General features: G+C 65.3%; 16 protein-coding genes and 1 tRNA gene. 8 read left to right on the plus strand and 9 right to left on the minus strand.

Features of this window, described 5'->3' with window-relative positions; translation table 11 throughout:
- Positions 1-7: 7 nt before the first annotated feature.
- Positions 8-274: a hypothetical protein gene (locus ACFYOY_RS19360; protein WP_388588247.1), complete on the minus strand. Its 267-nt coding sequence runs from the start codon at positions 272-274 to the stop codon at positions 8-10.
- A gap of 60 nt (positions 275-334) precedes the next feature.
- Between ACFYOY_RS19360 and ACFYOY_RS19365 the strand changes: the two genes are divergently transcribed.
- Entirely contained in the window at positions 335-1,285 is a 951-nt protein-coding gene (locus tag ACFYOY_RS19365) for an alpha/beta hydrolase (RefSeq protein ID WP_351885735.1), read from the plus strand.
- A gap of 35 nt (positions 1,286-1,320) precedes the next feature.
- On the opposite strand, the gene ACFYOY_RS19370 is transcribed toward ACFYOY_RS19365, so the two are convergent.
- Positions 1,321-2,232, minus strand: coding sequence for a transketolase (locus ACFYOY_RS19370; RefSeq protein WP_351885733.1), 912 nt, complete (start codon positions 2,230-2,232; stop codon positions 1,321-1,323).
- A gap of 30 nt (positions 2,233-2,262) precedes the next feature.
- Positions 2,263-2,964: a transketolase gene (locus ACFYOY_RS19375; protein ID WP_388588251.1), complete on the minus strand. Its 702-nt coding sequence runs from the start codon at positions 2,962-2,964 to the stop codon at positions 2,263-2,265.
- A gap of 232 nt (positions 2,965-3,196) precedes the next feature.
- On the opposite strand from ACFYOY_RS19375, the gene ACFYOY_RS19380 reads away from it, so the two are divergent.
- Positions 3,197-3,273 (plus strand) — tRNA-Pro (locus tag ACFYOY_RS19380).
- Positions 3,274-3,853: 580 nt separating this feature from the next.
- On the opposite strand, the gene ACFYOY_RS19385 is transcribed toward ACFYOY_RS19380, so the two are convergent.
- Both ACFYOY_RS19385 and ACFYOY_RS19390 read right to left on the minus strand, forming a co-directional pair.
- Complete coding sequence (locus ACFYOY_RS19385; protein ID WP_388588254.1) at positions 3,854-4,354, minus strand: integrase core domain-containing protein; 501 nt, start codon at positions 4,352-4,354, stop codon at positions 3,854-3,856.
- Positions 4,239-5,030 carry a helix-turn-helix domain-containing protein gene (locus tag ACFYOY_RS19390; protein ID WP_388588257.1) on the minus strand — a complete coding sequence of 264 codons (792 nt, stop codon included), beginning with the start codon at positions 5,028-5,030 and terminating at the stop codon, positions 4,239-4,241. Before ACFYOY_RS19390 ends, ACFYOY_RS19385 begins: the two co-directional genes overlap by 116 nt.
- Positions 5,031-5,785: 755 nt before the next feature.
- On the opposite strand from ACFYOY_RS19390, the gene ACFYOY_RS19395 reads away from it, so the two are divergent.
- The 3 genes from ACFYOY_RS19395 to ACFYOY_RS19405 all read left to right on the plus strand — a co-directional run bounded on the left by ACFYOY_RS19395 (position 5,786) and on the right by ACFYOY_RS19405 (position 9,433).
- The gene (locus tag ACFYOY_RS19395; protein WP_208522029.1) at positions 5,786-6,334 is read left to right on the plus strand and encodes a hypothetical protein; all 549 of its coding nucleotides are present in this window, start codon (positions 5,786-5,788) and stop codon (positions 6,332-6,334) included.
- A gap of 281 nt (positions 6,335-6,615) precedes the next feature.
- Positions 6,616-8,658, plus strand: coding sequence for a hypothetical protein (locus ACFYOY_RS19400; protein WP_388588260.1), 2,043 nt, complete (start codon positions 6,616-6,618; stop codon positions 8,656-8,658).
- Positions 8,642-9,433: a hypothetical protein gene (locus tag ACFYOY_RS19405; RefSeq protein WP_330816570.1), complete on the plus strand. Its 792-nt coding sequence runs from the start codon at positions 8,642-8,644 to the stop codon at positions 9,431-9,433. The genes ACFYOY_RS19400 and ACFYOY_RS19405 overlap by 17 nt, the downstream gene beginning before the upstream one ends.
- Positions 9,434-9,586: 153 nt before the next feature.
- Here ACFYOY_RS19405 and ACFYOY_RS19410 read toward each other — a convergent pair whose 3' ends face one another.
- Positions 9,587-10,678 carry an integrase core domain-containing protein gene (locus ACFYOY_RS19410; protein WP_330816569.1) on the minus strand — a complete coding sequence of 364 codons (1,092 nt, stop codon included), beginning with the start codon at positions 10,676-10,678 and terminating at the stop codon, positions 9,587-9,589.
- A 234-nt stretch (positions 10,679-10,912) separates the two neighbouring features.
- On the opposite strand from ACFYOY_RS19410, the gene ACFYOY_RS19415 reads away from it, so the two are divergent.
- The 3 genes from ACFYOY_RS19415 (at position 10,913) to ACFYOY_RS19425 (ending at position 15,819) form a co-directional block, all read left to right on the plus strand.
- Positions 10,913-12,943: an ATP-dependent endonuclease gene (locus ACFYOY_RS19415; RefSeq protein ID WP_388588264.1), complete on the plus strand. Its 2,031-nt coding sequence runs from the start codon at positions 10,913-10,915 to the stop codon at positions 12,941-12,943.
- 5 nt (positions 12,944-12,948) lie between these two features.
- Positions 12,949-14,706 (plus strand): UvrD-helicase domain-containing protein, encoded by a 1,758-nt coding sequence (locus tag ACFYOY_RS19420; RefSeq protein WP_351885714.1) that lies wholly within the window; start codon positions 12,949-12,951, stop codon positions 14,704-14,706.
- 225 nt (positions 14,707-14,931) lie between these two features.
- A complete protein-coding gene (locus ACFYOY_RS19425; RefSeq protein ID WP_351885711.1) occupies positions 14,932-15,819 on the plus strand; it encodes a hypothetical protein in 888 nt (295 codons plus the stop codon).
- 403 nt (positions 15,820-16,222) lie between these two features.
- On the opposite strand, the gene ACFYOY_RS19430 is transcribed toward ACFYOY_RS19425, so the two are convergent.
- The 3 genes from ACFYOY_RS19430 to ACFYOY_RS19440 all read right to left on the minus strand — a co-directional run bounded on the left by ACFYOY_RS19430 (position 16,223) and on the right by ACFYOY_RS19440 (position 22,694).
- Entirely contained in the window at positions 16,223-17,320 is a 1,098-nt protein-coding gene (locus ACFYOY_RS19430) for an integrase core domain-containing protein (RefSeq protein WP_351885708.1), read from the minus strand.
- Between the two features lie 417 nt (positions 17,321-17,737).
- Positions 17,738-18,475 carry an integrase core domain-containing protein gene (locus tag ACFYOY_RS19435; protein WP_330816564.1) on the minus strand — a complete coding sequence of 246 codons (738 nt, stop codon included), beginning with the start codon at positions 18,473-18,475 and terminating at the stop codon, positions 17,738-17,740.
- A gap of 1,159 nt (positions 18,476-19,634) precedes the next feature.
- Positions 19,635-22,694, minus strand: a complete 3,060-nt coding sequence (locus ACFYOY_RS19440; RefSeq protein ID WP_388588269.1) for a tetratricopeptide repeat protein — start codon at positions 22,692-22,694, stop codon at positions 19,635-19,637.
- Positions 22,695-23,015: the final 321 nt, after the last annotated feature.

Genomic DNA, 23,015 nt, shown 5'->3' on the forward strand with positions numbered 1-23,015 from the left:
GCATGGATCAGGAGTCGATACGCGGTACCAAGCCCTTGATCGTTACACCCCCCACGCCCCGGAGGACAAGAGCGCGTCGATGCCCTTGGCTTGCGGGCCCGGCAAAGGGAGAGTGGGCTTCCGTCGGCACCCCTGCACGCCAGACCGACTCACACCAGACCCACCGGACCGACTCGCACAGACCGACCAGCACGAGACCGATCAGCACGAGACCGATCAGCACGAGACCGATCAGCACGAGACCGATCAGCACGAGACCGATCAGCACAGACACAGACCGACCAGCACCAGATCGATGTGCACCAGATCGATGAGCACCAGGAGATGAGACGGAATGCCCGACGGCGGTATCACCCACCGCACCGACCATCTGCCCATGCCCGACGGTGTGCGGGTCGCGACCTACACCTGGCTGCCGGCGAACGGCGCCCCGCGCGCGATCGTCCAGATCGCCCATGGCGCCGCCGAACACGCCCGGCGCTACGACCGGTTCGCCCGCTTCCTCGCCGCGCACGGCTATGCGGTGGTCGCCTCGGACCACCGCGGCCACGGAGCCACCGCCGAGTCGACGGGCGGCTTCGGCGTCGTGGGTGAGGAGGGCGACAGCTGGCGGGCGATCGTCTCGGATCTGCGTGCCATCGGCGACCGCGCCCGGGCCGCGCACCCCCGCGCGCCGCTGGTCCTGCTCGGCCACAGCATGGGTTCGATGCTGGCCCGCGACTGCGCCCAGGAGTACGGCGAGGAACTGGCCGGGCTGATCCTCTCCGGGACCTTCCGCTCCCTGCCGGGGGCCGAGACCGAGGAGGCGCTGGAGGGCATCGCCCAAGAGATCGCGGAACGGGGCCGGACCGCCCCGTCCACCTTCACCCCGGCCCTCTTCGCCTCGTTCAACGACCCGTACGAGTCCCTTCAGGACCGGACGGGCTTCGAGTGGCTCTCGCGCGACGCGGCGGAGGTGGCCGCGTACGCGGCGGACGAGCGGTGCGGCTTCGCGTTCAGCGCCGGGCTGTCCCTGGACTGGGTCCATGGCGTCCGTAAGATCAACGACCCGCGCCACCAGGCCCGTATCCCGGCCGCGCTGCCGGTGCATCTGGCGGTGGGCACCGAGGATCCGTGCAACCAGGGGATGACGCTCGTCTACGAACTCCTGGAGGACTTCCGCTACGGCGGCACGCGGGAGCTGAGCTGGAAGGGATACCAGGGGGCCCGCCACGAGATCCTCAACGAGACCAACCGGGACGAGGTCCAGCAGGACCTGCTGACCTGGCTGGAAAAGCACCTCTGAACCGTGGGCCGCCCGGCCCCGGCGGAGCCACCGCCTCAGCGCAGGAAGTCGGAGATGCGCTCGCGCAACGACGCCGGGTCCAGCCCCTGACCCGCGAGATGCTCGTCGATCGTGCCGTAGCGGCGCAGCTCGCGCCGGAGGATGCCCAGGCCGAGCACCCGATGCGGACGATCGGCGAGCGCGTCGTTGACGGCGGCGGTCGAGGTGCCCGCGAGATACGGCTCGACAAGCACGACATCGACTGCCGCCCCGGCTCCCGCGCCCGCCCCGGCCGTCGCTCGCAACGTCCGCTCGTCGAAGGGCCGCACCGTAGTGGCGTACAACACGGTCACATCCAGCCCCTCGACGGCCGTGAGCACGCTGTCGAGCATCGGCCCGACCGCGATCACCACGCCGCCGCGCCCCTCCCGTACGGTCAGGAAACGGCCAGGGGCGATGTCCCGAGGGGCGGAGTTGGAGTGCGCCGACAGCCGGACGTACACCGAGTCGTCACCGGCCGCGACCGCGTCCCGCAGCAGGGTCTCGGCCTCGTTCGGATGGCCGGGCACATGGACGGTCCAGCCGTCGAGCGTGTCCAGCAGGGCCACATCGCCGGGGGCCATATGGGTATAGCCGCCCGCGGGCCAGTCGTACGAACCGGCCGCGCTCACCAGCACCCCGCCCACGCCCTGATGCCCGAAGTCCAGCTTGACCTGCTCAAAGGGCCGCTCGACCAGAAAACTGGCGAAGGTGTGCAGAATCGGCCGCATCCCGGTCAGGGCCAGTCCACCGCCGACGCCGACCAGCAACTGCTCGCGGATGCCGACATTGATCACCCGGTCGGGATGCGCCCGGGCCGCGTCGATGAAGCCGTCCTTACCGATCTCCGCCAGCACGACGGCCAGCCGGGGGTCGTCGTCGAGAAGACGGGAGGCGGTGGCGGCGAAACGCTCACGCATGGTGTCCATGAAGACAGTTCCTCTCACCCTGGAAACGCATCAGACCTTGGCCTCGACCCGGGCCACCACGGCATGCGGCCGCCCTGGGTGCGGCGCGGTGTACGCCTCGTACAGCGCCTGGTGATCACGCCCGTCCACGATCGCCGTGGACCACCCCGCGGCCTCGAAGCGCGCGGCGATGCCCCCGGGCCGGCCATGGGTGGCGGAGGCGTTGTCGACAACGACCGTGTGCAGCCGCTCCAGCCCGATGGCCCCCGCATACGCGATCGCCTCGTGATTGCTGCCCTCGTCCAGCTCGGCGTCGCCGACGAGCACCCACACCGCCGCCCCGGAGAGCCCCCGCGCCCGCAACCCGAGCGCACTCCCCACGGCCAACGGCAGCCCATGCCCGAGCGAGCCACTGCTGATCTCGGCACCCGGTACGAGCACCCGATCCGGATGGTGCCCCAGCGGCGACTCGTACGCCCCGAACCCCGGCAGCAGCGACTCGGGCAGGAACCCCTTGGCGGCGAGCACGGCGTAGTACGCCATTGGCCCGTGCCCCTTGGACAGCAGGAAGCGATCCCGGTTGGGAGCATCCACGGCCTCCGGCGAGACCCGCAGCACCCGGTCGTAGAGCACCCAGACCACGTCAAGCGTCGAGGTCGCGGCCGGCCCGTGCTTCTCGTCCCCGGTCATCAGACTCATCAGCCGAGGAAGATCGTCGTACCCATGTGCGGTGTGAACGTCGGTGAAAGTCATGGACCGAGCGTGCAACTTAAACCCAACTTCAGGTCAAGCCACCTCCCCGCCAACCCCGCCACCCACAGCCCCTGCTAACGCTGAGCAACCACCCCACCCCGCTGTGCGAACACCCCAGCTGGTCCCGCCGGACTCCCGATCTTCACCCGGGGGTGGCAGCGGCCACCCCCTGAGGTGCGGTATTGTTCTTCATGCGCGGTCGGCGAGGGGAAAGCCCAAGCCGAACGAGCATCGGGACGTGGCGCAGCTTGGTAGCGCACTTGACTGGGGGTCAAGGGGTCGCAGGTTCAAATCCTGTCGTCCCGACCAGCGTTTTCGCAGGTCGGAGGCCGTTTCCGCGGGTAGCGGAAGCGGCCTTAACCGTTTCCGGGCTGGGAGCAATGGGGAGCCCTCTGGGAGCCCTCGTGCTCCCAACTCGCAGACGTGTCAACGGTGCCCGGTTTGTCCGTCACCCGATCCGGTACACCTACAGCGCCGTACCGCGCCCCTGTGTGCCGTCGTCAACCGTAGGCCCCTGGGGTCACCCGGTCGATTCGGATGCTCTCTGCATCGAGAGGCATAAGGGCCCTTGTCGGCTTTCGACCTCCTTTCAGGGTGGGAGCACGGAGTCGCGCTCCCCATGCGACAGGGATGGGGGGACTGTCGGTGATGTCGCTGAGTCGGTTTTCGCGGGCAGGTCGCACGCGGGCGTCCTGGTCGTTGCGAGCGACCTGCGTCAAGGCGAGGCAAAGCCCCTTGGCGTCCGCCGGCAGATAGGTCACTCCCAGGGCGCGAGTGCCGTATCCGGCTCTGGAGCGCTGTGGCGAGACAGTCGGCGGGGGTTTCTCGGCGAAAAACAGTGTGCCAAGCGGACAAGCGCTTGCCTGTGGGTGCCGGAATCTGTGTCACGCTATGCGACCTGCGAGTATTCGTGGATAAGGCCGCCGAGTCGGTCGCGTCGACGAATGCGAGTGTTGTCCCTGGCGATGGGCGGCTCGGGGCTGGTGAGTTGGTCTGGTGGCCGTTGTCCGAGGGATCGGTGCGGCCGGTGTCTGTTGTGGTGCTTCGTGTACTCGCCGGTGACGAGGCGGAGGTGGCGTTCTCCGGTGATCAGGATGTGGTCGGTGGCCTTGCGTCGGCATGATCCGATCCAGCGTTCGGCGATGGCGTTCATCCGTGGCACAGCGGGCAGTGTGGGTATCACGCGTATGCCGGCCGTCTGGAAGGCGGTGTCGAAGCTGGCGGTGAAGTAGGCGCCGCGGTCCCGGATGAGGAATCCGATCGACTCTGCGCGGTCACCGAGGTCCATGAGGTAGTTCCGCGCTTGCTGGGTGATCCAGGGGCCGGTCGGGTGCCGGGTGACGCCGGCGATGTGCACGCGGCGGGTGCCGTGGTCGATGAAGAACAGCACGAACCAGCGACGCAGGAAGACCGTGTCGATGTGGAAGAGGTCGGTGGCCACGATGGCGGAGGCCTGGGCTTTGAGGAAGACGGGCCAGGGTGCGCTGGGGTGCGGGGTCGATCCCGGCCTTCTGCAAGATCTCCCAGACGGTCGAGGGGCCGACTTTGCGTCCCAGGTCGAGCAGTTCGCCGTGGATCCGTCGATATCCCCACCCCGGGTTCTCCCGTGCGAGGCGCAGGACCAGCTGCCGCAGTGCTTCCGGCGTCGGCGGTCGGCCTGGACGGCGGTGTGGATAGGTCCACTTCCGGGCGACGAGGCGTGCGTGCCAGCGCGGGACCGACCGTGGAGTGACCAGCAACGCCAGCCGTGCACGCTGGTGCTTGTTCACCATCCGGAGCAGCGCTGCCATGACAGCCCGATCGCTCCAGGAAAATTGAGGTCGTGGCTGGATGCGTTGCGCGACAGTGAGCTGGTGCCGGAGCATCAAGATCTCGACGTCTTTCGCCGCACTCGACCGGGCCAGCAGCGCAAGCCATCGGAAGAGCTGACACGCGAGCTGATAGATCAGACGTATCGCCACGACCCAGCATGATGCCGCACAGCACTCGCCGGCTTCCTGTGCTCTGGCAGATCCGAGCCCGCCGGTCACCTCGGGTGACACAGTTTCCGGCACCCACAGGGACATTGAGTAACTGCCTCCCGGTTGGACGGCAATCTCGGCGTGCCTCCAGACGCCCACGCGGTGCGATCCCGCCGAGCAGTCGGCCTGCGCTGGGGCCTGAGGAGCGGCACAGGCCAGAACGCGCCCTTGCGTCCGGTCAGGAAATGCGATCAGGAAATCGCTTTAGGTGCGATTTCGGGGAGAGATCGACCTGGCCTTGTAGGAGCTAAAGGGTGCAGGCTCCAAGAGGGAAGAGCCTCGCTCGCCAATATCGCGATGTCTGGTTCGCGATGCGGGTGCGTCCTGCGTCCCAAGAGTGCGAGAGAAGCATCAGTCGCCCGGAATCCGAACGGTCACGCTGAACGGTATGCGTCTGACTCTCGCGCGATTACTGCTGTCGCCCATCACTAGCAGCCGTGCCGCTTGGGCCATGGCCCGTAGCCGTGGCCAGCTCTCCTTCGATGCCGCTTGGCGCCGAGAACGCCTGGCCAGGCACCCTGATGAGTTGGTCTACCGGCTGCACGGGCATCTCCCGCCGCAGAGCCCAAGAGCCGGACATGACAAGGGACCTGTACACGGGAAACCGAGGGCGGAACCAGGCCGCGAATACGAGACGTGAAGTCATAAGCGTTCTCACTTAAGTGACTCCTGATACAGGAGAAACGTCTGTGACGGAGGGGGAATGGATGCCTTTCGGTCATATTTTCAAAGAGGTGATTTCGCCGTTGGTGTGCGAGTGAGAATTTCTGGCATGAATCGACGCGAGCCAGGGGGAGTTCATGTCTGACTTCAGTGCTCTATCCGCGTTGCTCGGTGCCGGGCTGCCGGCCACGTTCACGTTCCTCTACCAGCGTCTTGCGAACCTTCTGGACCGGCATGGCGCACCGGAGGCCGACTTGGCGGCATCCGTGCCGCTGCGGGGCGAGTTGACCCTGCCGCTGACCGTCGATGAGGAGCGACTCGCGACGCACCGGGGAGAGCTGGAGCTGCTGCGCGATGCTCTCGGCTCGTACCACCGCGGTGAGTCGCCCGTCGACGTGGGTAATCCCGAGCTGCTACGGGTGCTGGGGCGGCTGCGCGGCAGGCTAGAGGAGCTCTACGGACAGCGGCTGACGTTCCAGGGGGAGGGGGACCGGCAGCCTTCTGGTCCCTTTTCTCGGCAGAAGATCGACACCGTGCACGGCCACGTCACCGGCATGCATGCCGACGAAACCATCAGTGGATACGCGGAGACAGACCAGGACATCACCACTGTCGCCGAAGGGGCCACAGTCACCGGCATGCGTGCCCGGAACATCGGAAGCCCTGCCAGGCGATCCCAGGATTGAATCCTCACTTCCCGTGCCAGCCTCCAGAAGGACCTCCTGTGACCTCCAGCGCCGCCTCGCCGCAAACCCCGGACGCACCCCCGGCCACTTCCCCATCCCCTGCACCACACCCCCTCTCGGCGCCCGCTCCTGACCCAACCACGGCGTCGTCCAACGCATCCGAACCTGGCGAGCATGGAGTCTCCCCTGTCCCCGGCTTCCCCGAAGACGTCCCGACACCCCAAACCCGGGAGAAGCCGGACGCTCCCACGCAACAACGAACCCCTGAAGCCGACGGCAGCTTGGAAGACACCGACCTCCACGAGGAGATCACCGAACCCGGTTGGACCGGACAGGTCAGCCAGCGTATCGGCACAAACCGCGGCACCGTCATCGGCACTCTCATCGAGCAGGGATTCCGCCGGCTACGAGGCGTCACACTGCCCCCGGCAGAAGTCGCTGCACAGCTGAAGACCTACGTCCGCAACGAAGACGACGACCAGGCCATACACAAGATCCTGAACCAATGGCCGGTCGTCGTCCTGACGGGAGTACACGGCAGTGGCCGCTTCAGTACCGCCCTTGACGTACTGGGCCGTCGTGTTGGCGAGAACATCCGCCAAGTGCGCCGGGAACCAGATGCGCCGTTCGGCATGGCAGGACTGCAAGAGACCAAGACTGGATGGATCCTGGATCTGCGCGCGGAGCAGCCTTCCGCCGGCTTCGGCCGCGAACTGGTCGAGGACGCAGACCGGCTGCCCGAGGGATCCTGTCTCGTCGTCCTGATGAGCATCACGGCATGGGCCAAATGCGGTCAGGGAGCAACGGAAATCGCCAGCCCCCTGGAAGGGCCACCACGCAAGGACATCCTGCGCAAGCAGCTGAAACAGGCTCCATTCGCCATAAACATTGAGAAATGGCTCTCGCCCGAGCCCATCAGCAGGAGCCTCGACTCCCTTCTGCCGGCGCAAGTGGCCGCCTGGGCGAATGCCATCATCACCACCGAGGACATCGAACGCCGCAACGGCCGCCCGGCATCCGACGCGTCGCCCGACACCGACTACTTCAAGGGCTTGGTCCTGGAGGTGGTCAAGGCCGCTGAAGACTGGCGCACCGAGCTTCTCAACTGGCACAACACCCATAGCGACAGCGCCTACCGCAACTACCTCCTGGCGGCCGCTGTACTGGAGGGCGCGAGCTCGGACAAGATCTACGAGGCGTCCGCCAGCCTGGCCGCGGCACTCAAAGAGACGCCCGAGCCCCGCAGCGGCCAGCAGGGGCTGGGGGTCGTCGCACTGACACACACAGCCAACGCCGACCTGCAGCCCGACGGCACCATCCGCTTCCGGTACAACAACTACGCCGAAGCAGTCGTCGACTACTTCCTCGACGACCGCCCTCACCTTCTGGAGGAGTTCACCCGCTGGACCGCTGCCCAAGTCACCACGCTGGGCGAATCAGACCTGGCTGCACCACTGGCCCAGCGAGTCAGCCACTGGACCGTGCACTACACCGCGCGCCACCGCAGGACGAGCCTCCTGCGCTCGCTGGCCGAACAATGGTCCTCCTCCTACGACGACGCCGCATGCGACCTGCTGGTGCTCGCCGCAATCGACGACCACGCCGGCGCTCTGGCCCGCAGCGCCTACCGGAGATGGGCCAAAGAGACGGACGCTCTCAGCACCGACTTCAAAGTCGTCCTCATCCAGGCCTTCCAGAGACTTGCCACCATCTACCCGACCAGCATGCTGAGCAGAATCGCTGAACTGGCCACCCCCGCACACCAGGACACCGTCCACAGCGACAAGGCCACCGCAGCCATCAGTCAGGCGCTCAACGTCTTGTGGGACCAGGACGACCAACGAGCGGCCATCCATAAGCAGCTCACCCAGTGGGCTGGGGACCACCGCAAGCCCCAGCAGTCGGCGGCACAAAGCACCTTCGCCCACCTCGCCACCCGCCGCACGCCCAACGGGCCAGCCCTCCTGACAGACTCACAGATCACGACTGAGTGGCTGACCGACATGTGGCGCAGCGCCCTGCCCACGAATGCCTGGTCCCCGATCGTGGCCCAGGCATTCGCGTACTGGATGCAGACTGCACTGGACACACCCGACTTCAGCCCCACAATTCAGCAGATCTTCCTGCACGCCGTACACCGCCCCGCTGACCCCCACTACAGCGCACCACGCATGATCGCCATGCAGAACCTTCTCTACAGCTGGACCCCCGCACCGCCCTCGCAACAACCCAGCGACGCCACCCAGTTGCGCGACCAGCTGTTGACCCGCCTGAGGGCCGAAGACCCCGCCGCACCCCCTGACGCCCATGCGCCGCAACCGTAACCGAGCTGGCTGGCCCGCTCCCCGGGCCGGCCAGCTCACCAATAACAACATCACCTACGCGCTGCCCAGCAACGCCCCCGGCTACAACTTCCAGGCACACCTGACCGGACGATGGGAGGAAACACCCGCCGCCCGGCAACACCACGACCCCCGTGCGGCAGCCACCCACCACGCCCTAGAAACGGCCCGCACCGTGAGCGGCCTGTATCCCCTTACGGAACACCAGACTGCCCAAACCCACATCAACAGCCGACTGGGCAGCTCACACGACCTCGACGATGCTCCCGTCCGCCTCCTGTGGGCCCAGGTGCAACTGACAGTTGACAGCTCAGACATCGACGCGGTCGTCTGCCTCCAGCGCCGGATGCACGACGAGGCCCAGAACGAACATGCCAACCGTCAACGTCAGCACCAGGCAGAAGAACTGCACCGAGCCCTGTCCACGACGCCCACCCTGGCGCTCGCCTACTGGCTCATCCGCCAACCCGAAGCCGCCGACCGAAACACCATCGACGCCCTCAGTCAGCTGACACGAGAAATCACTGCCTACGCCCCACATACCGCTTGGGTCCAAGTCGCCCACCTGCTCCAGACCTTCGTGCAGGACCTCCCCACGCCCGCCCGAATGAACCTCGTCGACAGCCTCGCCCAGATCTTCACCCGCTACGACCAGCCAGAACTTGCCGCCCGTCTGCGTGCCCTCGCACCGCAGATCCAGTCCGCCAACGGACACCACCCAGACAGCCCGCCAGGCGGACCGCACCTCGGCGCGTGAGGTGCTCCACGAGTCACTGATGGGCGCCGGGGTGAGCGCGGAGCGCGGGTGCCACGACCACTGCGGTGTGCTCAGTCACCGCGCGCAGCCATCTTCGGATGGCGTTGCACAGTGTCCGCCAGCCTGTGCCGCTCGAAAAGTCGTCGCTGCACGTTATGCCGCATATCGGTACTCGTTGACGACGCCACCGAGGATCCGGGTGCGCAGGACTTTGCGGGGGCTGATGTCGTGCCCCGTGGCCGGTTGGTGGTCAGCGTCGGGCGGTAACTGGTTGCGGGCTTGATGGGGTCGGTGCTGGTTGTAGTGCCGCTCATAGGCTGCAAGGACATGGCGGGCGTGGGCCTCGTTCATGATCAAGAGGTGGTCGAGGACTTCGCGTCGGATGCTGCCGATGATGCGTTCGCAGTGTGCGTTCATACGGGGAGCTTGTGGCGCACTTTTGAGGATCTCCATGTCCTCGGCCTGGAAGACGGCGTCGAATGTCTCGCCGTACTTGCCATCGCGGTCGCGCAGCAAGAAGCGCAGGGAGCCGATACGTGGGCCCAGGTCGGAGGTGAGATTCCGCGCCTGCTGCACGGCCCAGTCCTGTGTCGGGTGGGCGGTGACGCCGGTGATGTGCAGTCGCCGGGTGCCGTGCTCGAGGAGCACCAGCGCGTACAGCCGCTTGCCGAGTGCGGTGTCGATGTGGAAGAAGTCTGCCGCGATGATGCCCTCGGCTTGCGCGGTCAGGAACTCGCGCCAGGTGGGGCCTGCGCGGCGCGGCGCCGGATCGACGCCCGCGGCATGCAGGATCTCCCAGACTGTCGACGCGGCGATCCGGTGCCCGAGTCGGGTCAGCTCCCCCTGGATCCGCCGGTGCCCCCACCTCGGATTCTCCCGGGCCAGCCGTAGGACGAGTTTCTTGATCGCTGCCGTGGTGGGTGGGCGTCCGGTGCGACGGCGCGCGGTGTAGTCCCACTTCGCGGCGAGGAACCTGCGATGCCAGGCGAGCAGGGTGCCGGGGGTGACAGGGAAGATCTCACGCCAGTGGCGCCGGGGTATCAGCGAGGACAGGGCGGTGAACCAGAGCCGGTCGGCGGGCTCGTAGCGCACCGGTCCGGCTAACTGGCGGCGCAGGACCGCGTTCTCGTGCCGCAGCACCAGCAGTTCCGCGTCCTTCGCTGTCCCGCGACGGAGGAGCACCGATGGAACAGTCAGCAGGCTTCGGGTCACCTTGTACAGCAAGGGCACGATCGCGGGGGACATGATCCCAGCGGACTGGCCGTACCACTCCCACCTGCGACGACGACTTTTCGAGCGGCACAAGATATGCGGCATGACGTGCAGCGATGACTTTTCGAGCGGCACAGGGTCCGACGAGCAGTCACGGTCGGCGTGACAGCAACGCAATGTGCCCAACCACGCTATGTTACTTTTCGGTTAATTCGAGCGCCGTGTGGATGATGTGTCAAAGTACGCAAGGGCTGCCCTATGTGTCGCATGGTGCAGGTGACCGATTTTATGGGTTCATGGATTAGCGGGGGTGCGTTAGTGAGCCAGGACAAGCCAAGAGCCGGAATGTATCTGCGGCAGCTCGGTATCAAGAATTTCCGGTCGTGCTACGACATCGAGGTCGACTTCCAACCTGGCATCACGTTGCTCGTGGGCGAGAACAACTCCGGTAAGTCCAACGTCATCGAAGCGCTCCGGCTGGCCACCACACCGCTGAACCGCCGGGCCACGCGTTGGTTCGACGAGGTCGACCTGTCCCATGGCCGCGAAGGCCAGGAGGCCCAGTTTCGCGCCACCTACGACGGCCTGTCGACAGCCCAACGGGCCCACTACATCACCGCGCTCGACGTGGAATCGAACCAGGCCGCGTACACGACGACGTACAAGCGGGACGAGGTCCGGCAACAGATGCGTCCGACCGTGACCGCGGGTCCGGTGGACGGGCCGGACGCCGAGCCCGACAAGCGCGACCAGATCGCGCACGTCTACCTGGCGCCGCTGAGGGACGCGCAGCGCGAGCTGGACTCATCGGACGGGAACCGGCTGCTGCGGATCATCCGCTACCTCACCGAGGAAGACGAACAGGAAGAGTTCCGGGCGCAGGCTAACGACTCGTTCACGGAGCTCAAGAAGCATCCCGTCCTGACCGCCACGACCAAGGAGATCCAGGGCCACCTGGGCGAGCTGACCGACTCCGTCCGCGGGCAGACGGTGGAAGTCACCTTCGCCGAGTACGAGCTGCATCGCCTGGCGCGCAGTCTGCGGGTGAAGATGGCCGAGGCCGGCATTCCGCCGGCCGACCTCGCCGAGTCGGGCCTGGGCTACGCCAACCTGCTGTTCATCGCGACGGTGATCCTGGAACTGCGCAACGCCCAGCACATGGAGCTGACGCTGTTCCTCGTCGAGGAGCCCGAGGCTCACCTCCACCCGCAGCTCCAGGCCGTCCTGCTGGATTACCTCCAGGAACAGGCCGAGGCTTCCCTCAAGGACGACACCCAGGGTCCGGCCGGCCGCATTCAGGTCATCGCCAGCACGCACTCGCCCAACCTGGCCAGCAGCGTCGGCATCGAGAACGTCGTGGCCCTGCGCACGCGGGTGGACCAGGAGACCGTCCGGGATGCGAAGGGCGAGGAAAAGGTGGTCCTGCGCCGGAAGACCCAGGCGCTCCCTCTGGCCAAGCTCGCCCTGACCGACGACGAGCGACGGAAGATCAACCAGTACTTGGATGCCACTCGGGCCGGCTTGCTTTTTGCCCGTCGCGTCATTCTGGTCGAAGGCATAGCCGAGGCCGTTCTGCTGCCGGTCATCGCCCGCCACTGCGTCTTTGGCGGCGAGGACCAGGCCAAGCAGCGCCGGGACTTCCAGGGTGTCACGATCATCAACGTGGGCAGCGTCGACTTCGCCCCGTACATCACGCTGCTGCTGTCGGAGGTCAACGGCTGCCGGCTGCTGGACAAGCTGACCGTCATCACCGATGGCGACCCGGACATCCCCAAGGAGAAGAAGGCCGAGGACGGGGAGACCGAGGACGGCCAGGGCGAGGCCCAGGAGCCGACGGTCGTCCCAGCCGAAGGTGACTCCGGCGACCAGGACGCCGAACCAGAAGAGGACGAGCCGGAAGACGACGATGACGACACCGCAGTGAACAACCGCAAGGACCGGCTGACTGCTCACGCCGAGTCCATCGGGGCCGCCGACCACCTCATCGTCGCCGAGGCTCCCCACACCCTTGAGGCTGACCTTCTTGGGCCCGAGGCCAATGAGCCGCTGCTCAAGGCGGCTTTCCTGAAGCAGAAGCCGCGATCCAAGAAGAAGTGGCAGGAGATCCTCGACAACGAGCGAGGGCCTGCTTGGGGCTTCTACCTGAAGCTCCGCAAGCACAAGAAGTTCATCGGCAAGGGCGAGTTCGCGCACGATGTAGCCCTGACGATCGCCAATGGAGGGACTTTCGAGGCCCCTCAATACCTGACTGACGCCGTCCGGGGCGTCCTGACGGACGCGTCGGGTGAGGCACGTTGAACGAGGTGAAGCTCACCGACGACCAGCAGGCGCTCGTCGACGCCGAAGACAGTCTGTTCGCGGCCGCCTGCCCTGGCGCCGGCAAGACGCGCGCCATGGTCGCCCGCTTCCTCAAGCGGACCGCAGAGGAGCCCCGACGTGGGATCGCTCTGATCTCCTTCACCAACGCAGCCGTGGACGAGGTCCGACGTCGCTGTGGCAACCAGGGGGAGGCCCTGCGGACGCCCCACTTCGTTGGCACGTTCGATACCTTTATCCACCGCTTCATCGTCACCCCGCTGTACCTGAAGGCCTACCGCCGGAAGCCGAACTATGTGCAGTCCTGGCATGACGTGGCCTGCACGAGCTTTCGCTTGCGGGACATGGGACGGACGAAGAACCTGGAGCTGAAGTGGTTCGACTTTGATCCAGATGGTCGGGCTCACCTGAACTTGAACCGGGTGCCGCAGGACTTCGGGGACGCTGGGGCGCACCGCATGTTGGCGCAGCGCAAGCAGGAAACGGAAGTCAGCGCTTCCCACATTTTTGGCCGGCTCCTCAGAGCCGGGACCATCACCTGCGAGGCGGCCCGCGTTCTGGCCACGTTCTGGCTGGGCAGCGCCGAAGAGCGGACGATCCTTGAAGGGCTGCTGCGAGCTCGTTTCGCCGAGGTCATCGTGGACGAGGCGCAGGACTGTGGCCGAGAAGAGCTTGGCATCCTGGAGTTCCTCCGGGACTGCGGCGTCCGTGTGGTCATGGTCGGCGACGTCGACCAGTCGATCTACGAGTTCCGGAACGCGACCCCGGCCGTCGTCCAGGAGTTCGCTGCCAGCCTGCCCGTCCAGCTCGCGCTCGAAGACAACTGGCGCAGCTCTCCCGCCATTGTCGCCTTCAACAGTGGGCTGAGGTCCGGCCAACTCCTCGAGAGCGCTCGCGGAGAGCACTCCGTAGTGCAGACCCCGGTCCACCTGATCGAGTTCTCGGCGCTCGACCAGATCGTGCCGGCGGCGCTGGACGTCGCTGAGCAGTACAAGCTGGTCGCGGATGAACTTGTAGTCCTGTCGCATGCCGAAGCCCACGGGATGAAGGCGGCTGGCGTGGTGAGTCTGGAGGGCGCCGGGAGCAACCGGGTTCTGGCCATCGCCAACGCCGGTTGCAAGCTTAGGTCACGGGAGACGGATCCCAAGGCTCGCAAGAAGGCTGTCGACCAGGTCCAGCGGGCCATCCTGGCGGCGCTGACCGTGGGACGGGAGACACAGCACCACAGCTTTGCCGCGGTCTGCGAAGAGGTTGGTGTCGAGCCTCGGTGGCTGGAGAGCTTCGCGGTGCGGCTCGCCCTGAGTCTGGATGCCGAAGGAAAGACCCGGAGTGACTTTGCCGCCTCGGTGCGCGACTCGTTGAAGACGGCCGACTGGGGCACCGTGCTGGCCCCGGCCTCCAGCGACCTGGGCAACCTGTTCAAGGCGCCATCTGAGGGAGCCTGGGCCGGCGTCGCCAGCTTCGGCAACAACCCCTCGATCCGTTACTCCACGGTCCACGGCGTCAAGGGTATGGAGTTCCCCGGAGTCGTGCTCGTGCTGCCGGACAGGCTACGAGTGGACAAGGTCACCGAGCGCACGGTCCTGGACGACTGGGAAGGCGACCACAATACCGAGGCCCGGCGCGTCCTCTACGTCGGCGGCTCCCGGGCACAGCAGCTGCTCGTGTGCGCGGTTCATCGCAAGCACACCGACCGAGTTGCCTCGCTGCTCGACGCCAAGGGCGTTCCGTACGTCAAGGCGTAGTTCGGGAGCTTCGTGGCTCTGGCGTGGTAAGTGAAACGGGCTCGATGCACTGTGGCATCGAGCCCGACTGAGGCGGCACTCTTTCGTGTTCCAAATGCGTGGCTCACCTGCATAAACGGGAGGGGGTGGCGGTACTGGTGTTGACGCGACGCCCGGTGTCGTCCGAAAAGTTGTGCGCACATGACGCTTGATGTCCGACAATCGCCTTCTGAACAGGGAGGCACGATGGTTTCGGACATGAAGTTTGAGGACGGTACGCTGCTGCGGCTGAGGTCGCCGGAGCCGGGAGGCGTGCCGCTCCTGTCCCTGATGCCGGGCCTTGGCGCACACCGCTTGGCGGTGCGGGTCGAGGTTGAACGGCTCGACGTCGCCGAAGCCGTCAACCAAGCCACGCTCTCAGGGGAGTTGCGGGCTGCGGGTGGCCTCGGCTGGATTGGGTCGTTCCTTCCAACGCCAGTGCCGCTGCGGACCAAGGCGGACCGGGTGTCCGTGGACTTGATCGTCCCGCTCATCTCCGAGCAGGTTCTGGAGCTCGAGAGGCACCGCAATGGCCAGGACATGGCAGTCCTGCTCGATGTGGAGGGTGCCTTGCCGCAGAGCTCCGGGCACCCGTTCGCCTGTGTCCAGGAGGAGCAGCGGGTCCCGGCCAGCGTCTGGGAGAACCAGATCGAGCAGCTGGGCCTCGCCGTGTCCTTCACTGTCACCGTGCCCTTGCCGATGAACGGCGGCCCGCTCGCCACCGCCGCGAAGCACTTGCGGACGGCGGACCGGCAGATTACGGCCGGCGAGTACCCGGACGCGATCCGGGAGACCCGGCTGGCCGTGGGCGCTATGCGCAAGCTGAACATCTGGCCGCAGAACGGCAGCAAGAAGCGCGACGACCAGGACCAGGACGACCGGTACGGCATCATCCTCGACCGGCTCGCAGACCAGGCTGACGCGTACGCCGACCTGGTTCAGGCTGTCTTCACCCAGGCCAGCGGCCCCCAGCACAACGACGGCGCGATCGGCACTGCCTCGTGGGTGCGATCGGACGCCATCACGCTTAACGGCATGGCGGCTTCACTCCTGCACCGGCTTGCTGAGACGGTCCGGACCGGCGGTGCCCGGTAGCCCGATCGCCCGTGCGAGGGCGCGGGGGCTCACCTGCCCATTCTGTCCTGCGCGGTCATTAGCGAGCAGGCCGACGTGGATTCGTCGCTGCCGGCACCGGGCAGGGAGGCCTGTCACACGGACGGATGGGAAAAGCACCGGCCACCGGGCTTCTCGCCGAATAGGGTGCCGGGATGGCATGTTCCTGGACTCGACTGCACGAGTACCTCGGTCACCCGCCGGGGCCCTTGACGTACGACATGGTTGCTGAAGCAGTACAGCGCAAGCTCGCAGAGAGCGACGACCTGGACTGGAAGGAGATGGTCCCAGAGGAGGCCAAGGTCAAGGGCGAGTGGAACGAGTTCTCCAAGGATGTCGCCGCCATGGCCAACACTGCCCTTGCCGGAAACTTCATCCGTGCAGGTCAAGCAGCATGCCGGTACTCGTGGAGGATGCCGCCGAGGCGATCGCGTCGACGTATGGCGAGGCGGGATAACGTGTCCGGATCGTCGATCGGCGGGGGCAAGGAGTACAGCGGTCTGGCGTTGGCGATGCCCTGGTGTGGTCGGTGTCCGTTGTAGAAGTGCTCGAACTCGCGCAGGGTGTGGAAGAGGTGTCGCTGGTTCCAGATCAACGTCCGGTCCAGCAGTTCGCGGCGACAGGTCTGTATCCACCTTTCAGGAATCGAGTTCATCCTTGGCATCTGGATGCCGCTGAGGACGACGTCGATCCCCGCGTCCTTGAGGACGGCATCGAACAGTTCGGGGAACTTCCCGTCTCTGTCTCGGATCATGAACCGTGCCCGGCAGCCGAGGTCTTCGAGGTCCATGACGAGGTTCTTCGCCGCTTGCGCTACCCAGGAGGCGGTCGGATGCGCGGTGGCGCCCAGGACGCGGATCCGGCGACTGCCGTGTTCGATCACGACGAGCACGTACATCCGCATCCCCGACAGGGTGACTGTTTCCATGAAGTCGCAGGCCAGCAGGGCATCAGCCTGGCCACGGAGGAAGGTGGCCCAGGTACTGGAGTTCCGCTCGGGCGCCGGGTCGATGCCGGCATCCTTCAAGATCTCCCAGACAGTGGACGCGCCCACCCTCACCCCCAGCACAAGCAGCTCGCCGTGCAGACGCCTGTACCCCCAACTCGGGTTCTCCTTCGCCAGCCGCAGTACCAGGATGCGGATCGAGCGCACGGTGCGTGGCCGCCCCGGGCGTTTGGGCCGGCAGGAGGAGGCATGGCGGCGTGCGACGAGGCTGCGGTGCCAACGCAGCACCGTGTCGGGGCGTACGAGTAGCCGTAACTGTCGCAGGACGTGCATCGGCAGCCGGTGCAACAGCGCCGCCAGGTACGCTCGATCGCTCGGCCTGAACCGGATCTTGTCTTTGCCAAGTTGTCGTTCCAGCACGGTGATCTGGTGGCGCAGGGCGAGGATCTCCGCATCCTTGTCCTGGTCGGTCATCGGCAGCAGGCGAAGCATCGCGAACGCGTTCGTCACACCCAGGTAAGCCAGTCGGAGCAGCACGATCGATGATCATCATGACGCGCTGACGGCAGCTGCGCGAGAGCGCCAACTCAAGTGACCGCGGCCAGATTTCGGGAAGCGCGATGCACCGGCTCCCACCAGGACGGATGAGGTTTCCAGCAAGGGCACAGTTTTCGCAGGCAGCTCGCGCGCGGGTGTCTTGGCCGCAGTGGAGGGCTTGTGTCAAGACGTGGCAAAGCCCCTTGGTGTCCGCCGGTAGATAGGGCACTCCCAGGGCGTGAGCGCCGTAGCAGGACCTGCGGCGCTGTAAAGGGACAGTCCGCAAGGGGTGTGGCCATGTAAATAGTGTGCCAAGCGGCTATTGTCCTGAGGCGTTGTGTCTCATTGCAGTGAGCAGGAGCAACAGGTGGGATGGCAGGCGTCGTGAAGGGTGTGGGTGTCGAAAACGGTGTCACCCTATGCGACCTGCGTGTATTCGTGAAAGAGGCCGCCGAGTCGATCGCGTCGAAGGACGCGAGTGTGGTCGGTGGCGGTAGGTGGTCCGGGTTCGGTGAGCCGGTCCGGCGCCCGTTGTCCGAGGGATTGGTGTGGCCGGTGTTGGTTGTAGTGCTTCGCGTACTCATCGACGACGAGGCGTAGGTGGCGCTCTCCCGTGATCAGGATGCGGTCGGTCGCCTCGCGTCGGCATGATCCGATCCAGCGTTCCGCGATGGCGTTCATCCGCGGCACCCGGGGCAGCGTCGGAAGGACGTGCGCGCCGATCGCCTCGAAGACGGCGCCGAAGCTGTCGGTGAAGTAGGCCCCGCGATCCCGGATGAGGAACTTGACCGACTCGGCATGGTCGCCGAGGTCCATGAGGTAGTTCCGTGCTTGCTGGGTGATCCAGGGGCCGGTCGGGTGTCGGGTGATGCCGGCGATGTGCACACGCCGGGTGCCGTGGTTGATGAAGAACAGCACGAACCAGCGCCGCAGGAAGACCGTATCGATGTGGAACGGGTCGGTGGCTACGATCGCGGAGGCCTGGGCTTTGAGGAAAGCGGCCCAGGAGCAGTCCACACGCCGCGGCGACGGGTCGATCCCTGCTTGCTTCAGAATGGACCAGACGGTGGAGGCCGCGACCTTGCGACCCAGGCGGAGGAGCTCACCGTGGATGCGGCGGTATCCCCATCCCGGGTTCTCCCGCGCCAGACGCACGACCAGTTGGCGCAGGGCCTCTGGTTTGGGTGGTCGGCCCGGACGACGGGAGGGGCAGGTTCACTTCCATGCGATGAGCCGTTGTGCCAGCGAAGGACCGATCGCGGAGTGACCAGCAAGGCCACCTGGGTACGCTGCTGCTTGGTGACGAGCCGGAGCAGTGCCGCCATGACGGCTCTGTCGCTCTAGGAGAAGCGGGGCCGTGGCTGGGCACGGCGTGCGATCGCCAGTTGATGCCGAAGCATCAAGATCTCCGCGTCCTTCGAGGCATCCGAACGGGCGAGCAGGGCAAGCCATCGGAAGGCTTGGCAGGCGAGCAGGTAGATCAGCCGTATCACCACGACCAGCACGCTGCCTCAAAACGGCTCGCCGCTCCTGAGATCTGGGCAGATCCGAAGCAGCGGGTCAGCCCGGGTGGCATAATTCCCGGCACCCACAGGGCCTCTACTCACGGTTGACCGGCGGACCCACCGCAGCGCTCGCCCGTCGTGACCAGCACGGATGAGGTTTCTGGCACGTACAGCGGTGAACTGGTTCCACAGGGGTTCGAGCAGGCAAGATGGCACCGCGGGCACCGGTCCTTTGTGTGATCACTGAGCGTAGAGAACTCCACGATCACGCTAGCCCGTGGCTGTTTCATGTCCTGCACCTTCCGTCGACAAGCGGCCCCAACCATTTGCCGGTTGGTCTTAGGCTGGCGCTGCAGCACCGGTGGTCGCGGTTTTCTTCGTGTAAGTGAGCCTGCTGCGCGGAGCGCGCTGTTCCCCGGACTTGGCAGCACGGTGCTGGCTTGTGCTACCGGAGTGCGGTCAGGCGCTATATATCACCTTGATCGGCGAACGACAAGTGTACCCGAACATCGTTGCGCAGGGTGTACTGTTGATCACCCCTGGGCTGCATATATGCTCTGGTTCTCAACCTATTACCGGATTCGAGGTCTTGGTGCGTCGCACGTTGAACAAAATCGCCGCTGCCGCTGCCGTTGCTGCGTTTGCCGTATGTGTCATCGCGTCGAGCGTGGACGGCGTGAGCTCGTCCAGTCAGTCGACGACGGTGCAGGCTAGCGCGGCGCAGTGGATGTGGTGACGCTGGTAGCACCGGTAATCGCGTGATTGGCTGACCCGGTCTCTCGGCATAGGCATACCGGCTCCTGCGAGGCTCAGGAGCCGGTCAATCCCTGGCCTGCAAGGAGAGATTGAACCCCCTCTGCCTCCGCGTCCGCTTCAAGGTTTCTATAGACAGTGATTGCCTGCTCGCCGTAGTGACGTGCCATTTCGAGATTGTTAGAAGATAGGGCGGTTTGTGCGAGTCCCGCGAGTGCCTGCGCGGAGCCGAGAGGGAAGCCAGCGTCCTGGGCCACATGCAATGCTTGCCTGAAAACTGTCAGCGCGCTGCCAAGCTGTCCCGATTCGCGCTGAATATTAGCTACACCTATCAGCGCCCGCTGTCTCTCGTAGGAGTTGTCGATGCTGCGGGCGACTTCTTCCGCCATGCTGAAGTGCAGTAGGGCCTCGCGCTTTCGTCCAGTTTCCGCGTAAGCCGTGCCCATGCTAATCAGTACATTTGCTTCTCCCAGAGAGTCACTGCCAGCCCGGTGGCTGTCGAGAGCTCGTTGCAAGCAGGCAAGTGCTCGAACCGTCTGACCAGTTGCTTGATAGACGGCACCCAAATTTGTGTCCAAGATGGCGAGTTCCTGGCGGCCGCCACAGCGCTGAGCGAGTGAAAGGGACCGTTCGTAGTAGCCACGGGCGTCCTCGTAGCGTCCTTGGCGATAGTAGAGCTCGCCCATATTATTTAGGGCCCGTACCTGGCCGGACTCATCCTGGAGTTCCTCATGAATGCTAAGCATGGCCCGGACCTTATGGGCTGCTTCCTTATAGCGGCCAGCGTAATGCAGTGCTGCTCCTTGAACATTAAGGCATTCTCCTTCTCCTAACCGATCACCAACCGTCTGGTACAGATCCAGTGCCTGATCGAGTGCGCTCAAGGCCATATCGCCATAGCCCCCCGCCAGGTGGGCGCGGCCTGACTGCAGGAGAGCGTCGGCGCAGCCGCTTGGATCGTTGAGCGCCTGAAAGAGAGCTAGGGCCTCGGTCGTGCAGCTCCGGGCCTCCTGGTGCTTTCTTTGGGCCAGAACCTCCGCGCGTTCCACCAGAGTTCGGGCCAGAGCTGCCTTGTCGCCCTCTATGCGGAGGGCGGGCATTGCTGCGTCATAGAGTTCGGCCGCGATGCTCCAGGTGCCCCACAACTTGAGTGACATGGCAAGTACGTGGGGGAAGAGTGCTGCGAATCTCGGAGCCTCAGCAGCTGATGTGCGGGCGGCGGCTAGGAGATTGGCGCGTTCCAAGGCGAGCCATACTGTCGATTCGTCTGCGTTGCCGAATTGGGGCGCGTATGAGGATTCCCGCTCCGACCCTAAGGGCAGGGTGCGACGGTGTGGGTGAGCGAGCTGATCGGCACGGTGTGCGGCGGTGAGATAGTAGCGGAGGAGCCGGTCGACCGCTTGTCGACGAGCCGACTCTGGTTCCGTCTGGGAACAGATCTGGAAGGCAAAGGCGCGGGTGAGGTCGTGGAACCTGTAGCGGTCTCGTATGGGCTCGTCGAGCATGTGGCTGTCCAAAAGCTCCTCCAAGTTCTTACGCAACTGCACACCCTTCAATCCTGTGAGTGCGATTGCCGCATGAAGGGTGATATCAGGGCCTGAGTGCAGCGCAAGGAAGCGGAACAGTTGTTGCGCTGGACCGCTCAGCTCTGTGTAGGAGAACCGGAAAGCCGATGCGACGGCATCGTCGAACTCGTCCAGCGGGTCAGCCGCCTGGGTGAGCCGATCGAGGAGATGATAAAGGTCCCAGGAGTCGCGATGCCGGAAGCGGCTAGCGAGCAGCTGAATGGCGAGGGGATGGCAAGCGCACGCAGCTACGATACGTCCTAAGGCTGCGGCGTCGACGGACAACCGAGCAGGACCTGCGATCCGGGTGAAGAGCGCGACTGCCTCTGCCTCGGACAGCACGTCCAGGAAGAGGGATGAGGCACCGTCCAGTCCTGCGAGTCGGTTCCGGCAGGTTACGATCACACGGCAGGTGGGGGCACCAGGCAGTAGAGGGATGACTTGAGCAGCATCACGGGCGTTGTCCAGGATCACCAGCACACGACGCCGAGCCGTCCACTGCCGCCATTTGGCCGCGCGCTCGTCGAGCGAATCGGGCAGGTCCCCTGACAATCCGGCTGCCTGGAGTAGGACCCCGAGTGCTTCTGCGGGGTCGTAGGACGTCTGGCTACTGTAGGCGTGTAAGTTCACGTAGAATTGGCCGTCAGGATAGGACATAAGTAGCCCGTGCGCGGCGCGAATGGCCAGGGCGGTCTTGCCGATGCCTGGCATACCATGGACGACGGTGAGCGGCAGGGGCGTTATTGTGCTGTCCGGTGAGGCCGGCTCTGCAAGCAAGATGCGGAGTTCGCTGGTACGTCCAGTGAAGTCTCGGGTTGTGCGAGGAAGGTTGTTGGGAGGCAGCGCGGTATCGGATTGGATCTCCACCAGTGTACGGTCTTGTTTGAGGATGCGCTGATGGAGTTCTCGAAGATCGGGTCCGGGCTCGATCCCTTGACTGTCCCGGAGGCGTTGGCGTGTGGTCCGGTAGAGGGCAAGTGCCTCATCGGGCCGTCCGGAGCGATGGAGCGCCAACATAAGGAAACGAATCAGCTTCTGAGCAAGCGGATTCTGCGAGGTGAGCTCATGCAGCTCACCTATGAGATCTGCGTGATGTCCTAACTCGAGCTCCACCCGGATCCGTTCTTCCCGAACACGACGGTATTCCTCGATCAGCCGGGTGCGCGTCGACATGGCCCAGGCACTGGAAAACTCTGCCAATGGTTCGCCTCGCCAGAGAGATTCGGCAGTACGCAGCAGACCAACGGCCAGATCCTTCTGACCGCACGCAGTTGCTGAGCCCGCGTCCGTGCGCAGCCGTTGGAAGCGCAGCAGGTCGATATCCTCCGGGTCGACCCGGAGCTGATACAGCCCGGGGGAGGGCCGTTCCACCTGAACCAGGTCTCCGACTGCCCTTCGTAGCCGTCTGCGTAGCCGGGACAGGTAGCTGTGCAGAGTGTCCAAGGCTGTCCGGGGCGGCTCGCCGTCCCAGATGCGATCCATCAAGGTCTCAACGCTGACCGGCTCGCCCCGGGCGTGGACCAGAACGGCTAGCACGCAGCGTTCTTTCACCGATCCGAGCTTGCATCGCTGATCGTGATGCCATAGTTCAAGGGATCCAAGAGCAAGAAGTTCCACCATCGCCCCCGATGGGTGTTCTACTTCCTGCCGCCTCCGGCAGCGCCCGCACATACGCGCGGCATCAATTTACTGTCGCTGCCTATCTAGGGTAGCGGGCAGAGGCGCATGGGAGCGCGACGGGCGCACATCTCGCCATGGTCATTTCCATCACGTGGAGTGCAGGATTCCTGCAAGTCATCCATCCACCCCTGGGGGCACCTCTGTGTCAGTGACAGCAAACCGTCGCTGTCGACTGGACCGAGTGACCGGTCC

The organism is Streptomyces sp. NPDC007875 (assembly GCF_042868035.1).
In the GTDB taxonomy this organism is placed as follows: Bacteria; Actinomycetota; Actinomycetes; order Streptomycetales; family Streptomycetaceae; genus Streptomyces; species Streptomyces antimycoticus.

What these genes read in the sequence shown, in the direction of transcription:
- ACFYOY_RS19405 (WP_330816570.1), top strand. Translation starts at nt 8,642, where the DNA reads ATGCGCCGCAACCGTAACCGAGCTGGCTGGCCCGCTCCCCGGGCCGGC.
- ACFYOY_RS19395 (WP_208522029.1), top strand. Translation starts at nt 5,786, where the DNA reads ATGTCTGACTTCAGTGCTCTATCCGCGTTGCTCGGTGCCGGGCTGCCG.
- ACFYOY_RS19410 (WP_330816569.1), bottom strand. Translation starts at nt 10,678, where the DNA reads ATGTCCCCCGCGATCGTGCCCTTGCTGTACAAGGTGACCCGAAGCCTG.
- ACFYOY_RS19425 (WP_351885711.1), top strand. Translation starts at nt 14,932, where the DNA reads ATGGTTTCGGACATGAAGTTTGAGGACGGTACGCTGCTGCGGCTGAGG.
- ACFYOY_RS19370 (WP_351885733.1), bottom strand. Translation starts at nt 2,232, where the DNA reads ATGGACACCATGCGTGAGCGTTTCGCCGCCACCGCCTCCCGTCTTCTC.
- ACFYOY_RS19375 (WP_388588251.1), bottom strand. Translation starts at nt 2,964, where the DNA reads ATGACTTTCACCGACGTTCACACCGCACATGGGTACGACGATCTTCCT.
- ACFYOY_RS19390 (WP_388588257.1), bottom strand. Translation starts at nt 5,030, where the DNA reads ATGTCCCTGTGGGTGCCGGAAACTGTGTCACCCGAGGTGACCGGCGGG.
- ACFYOY_RS19415 (WP_388588264.1), top strand. Translation starts at nt 10,913, where the DNA reads ATGGTGCAGGTGACCGATTTTATGGGTTCATGGATTAGCGGGGGTGCG.
- ACFYOY_RS19365 (WP_351885735.1), top strand. Translation starts at nt 335, where the DNA reads ATGCCCGACGGCGGTATCACCCACCGCACCGACCATCTGCCCATGCCC.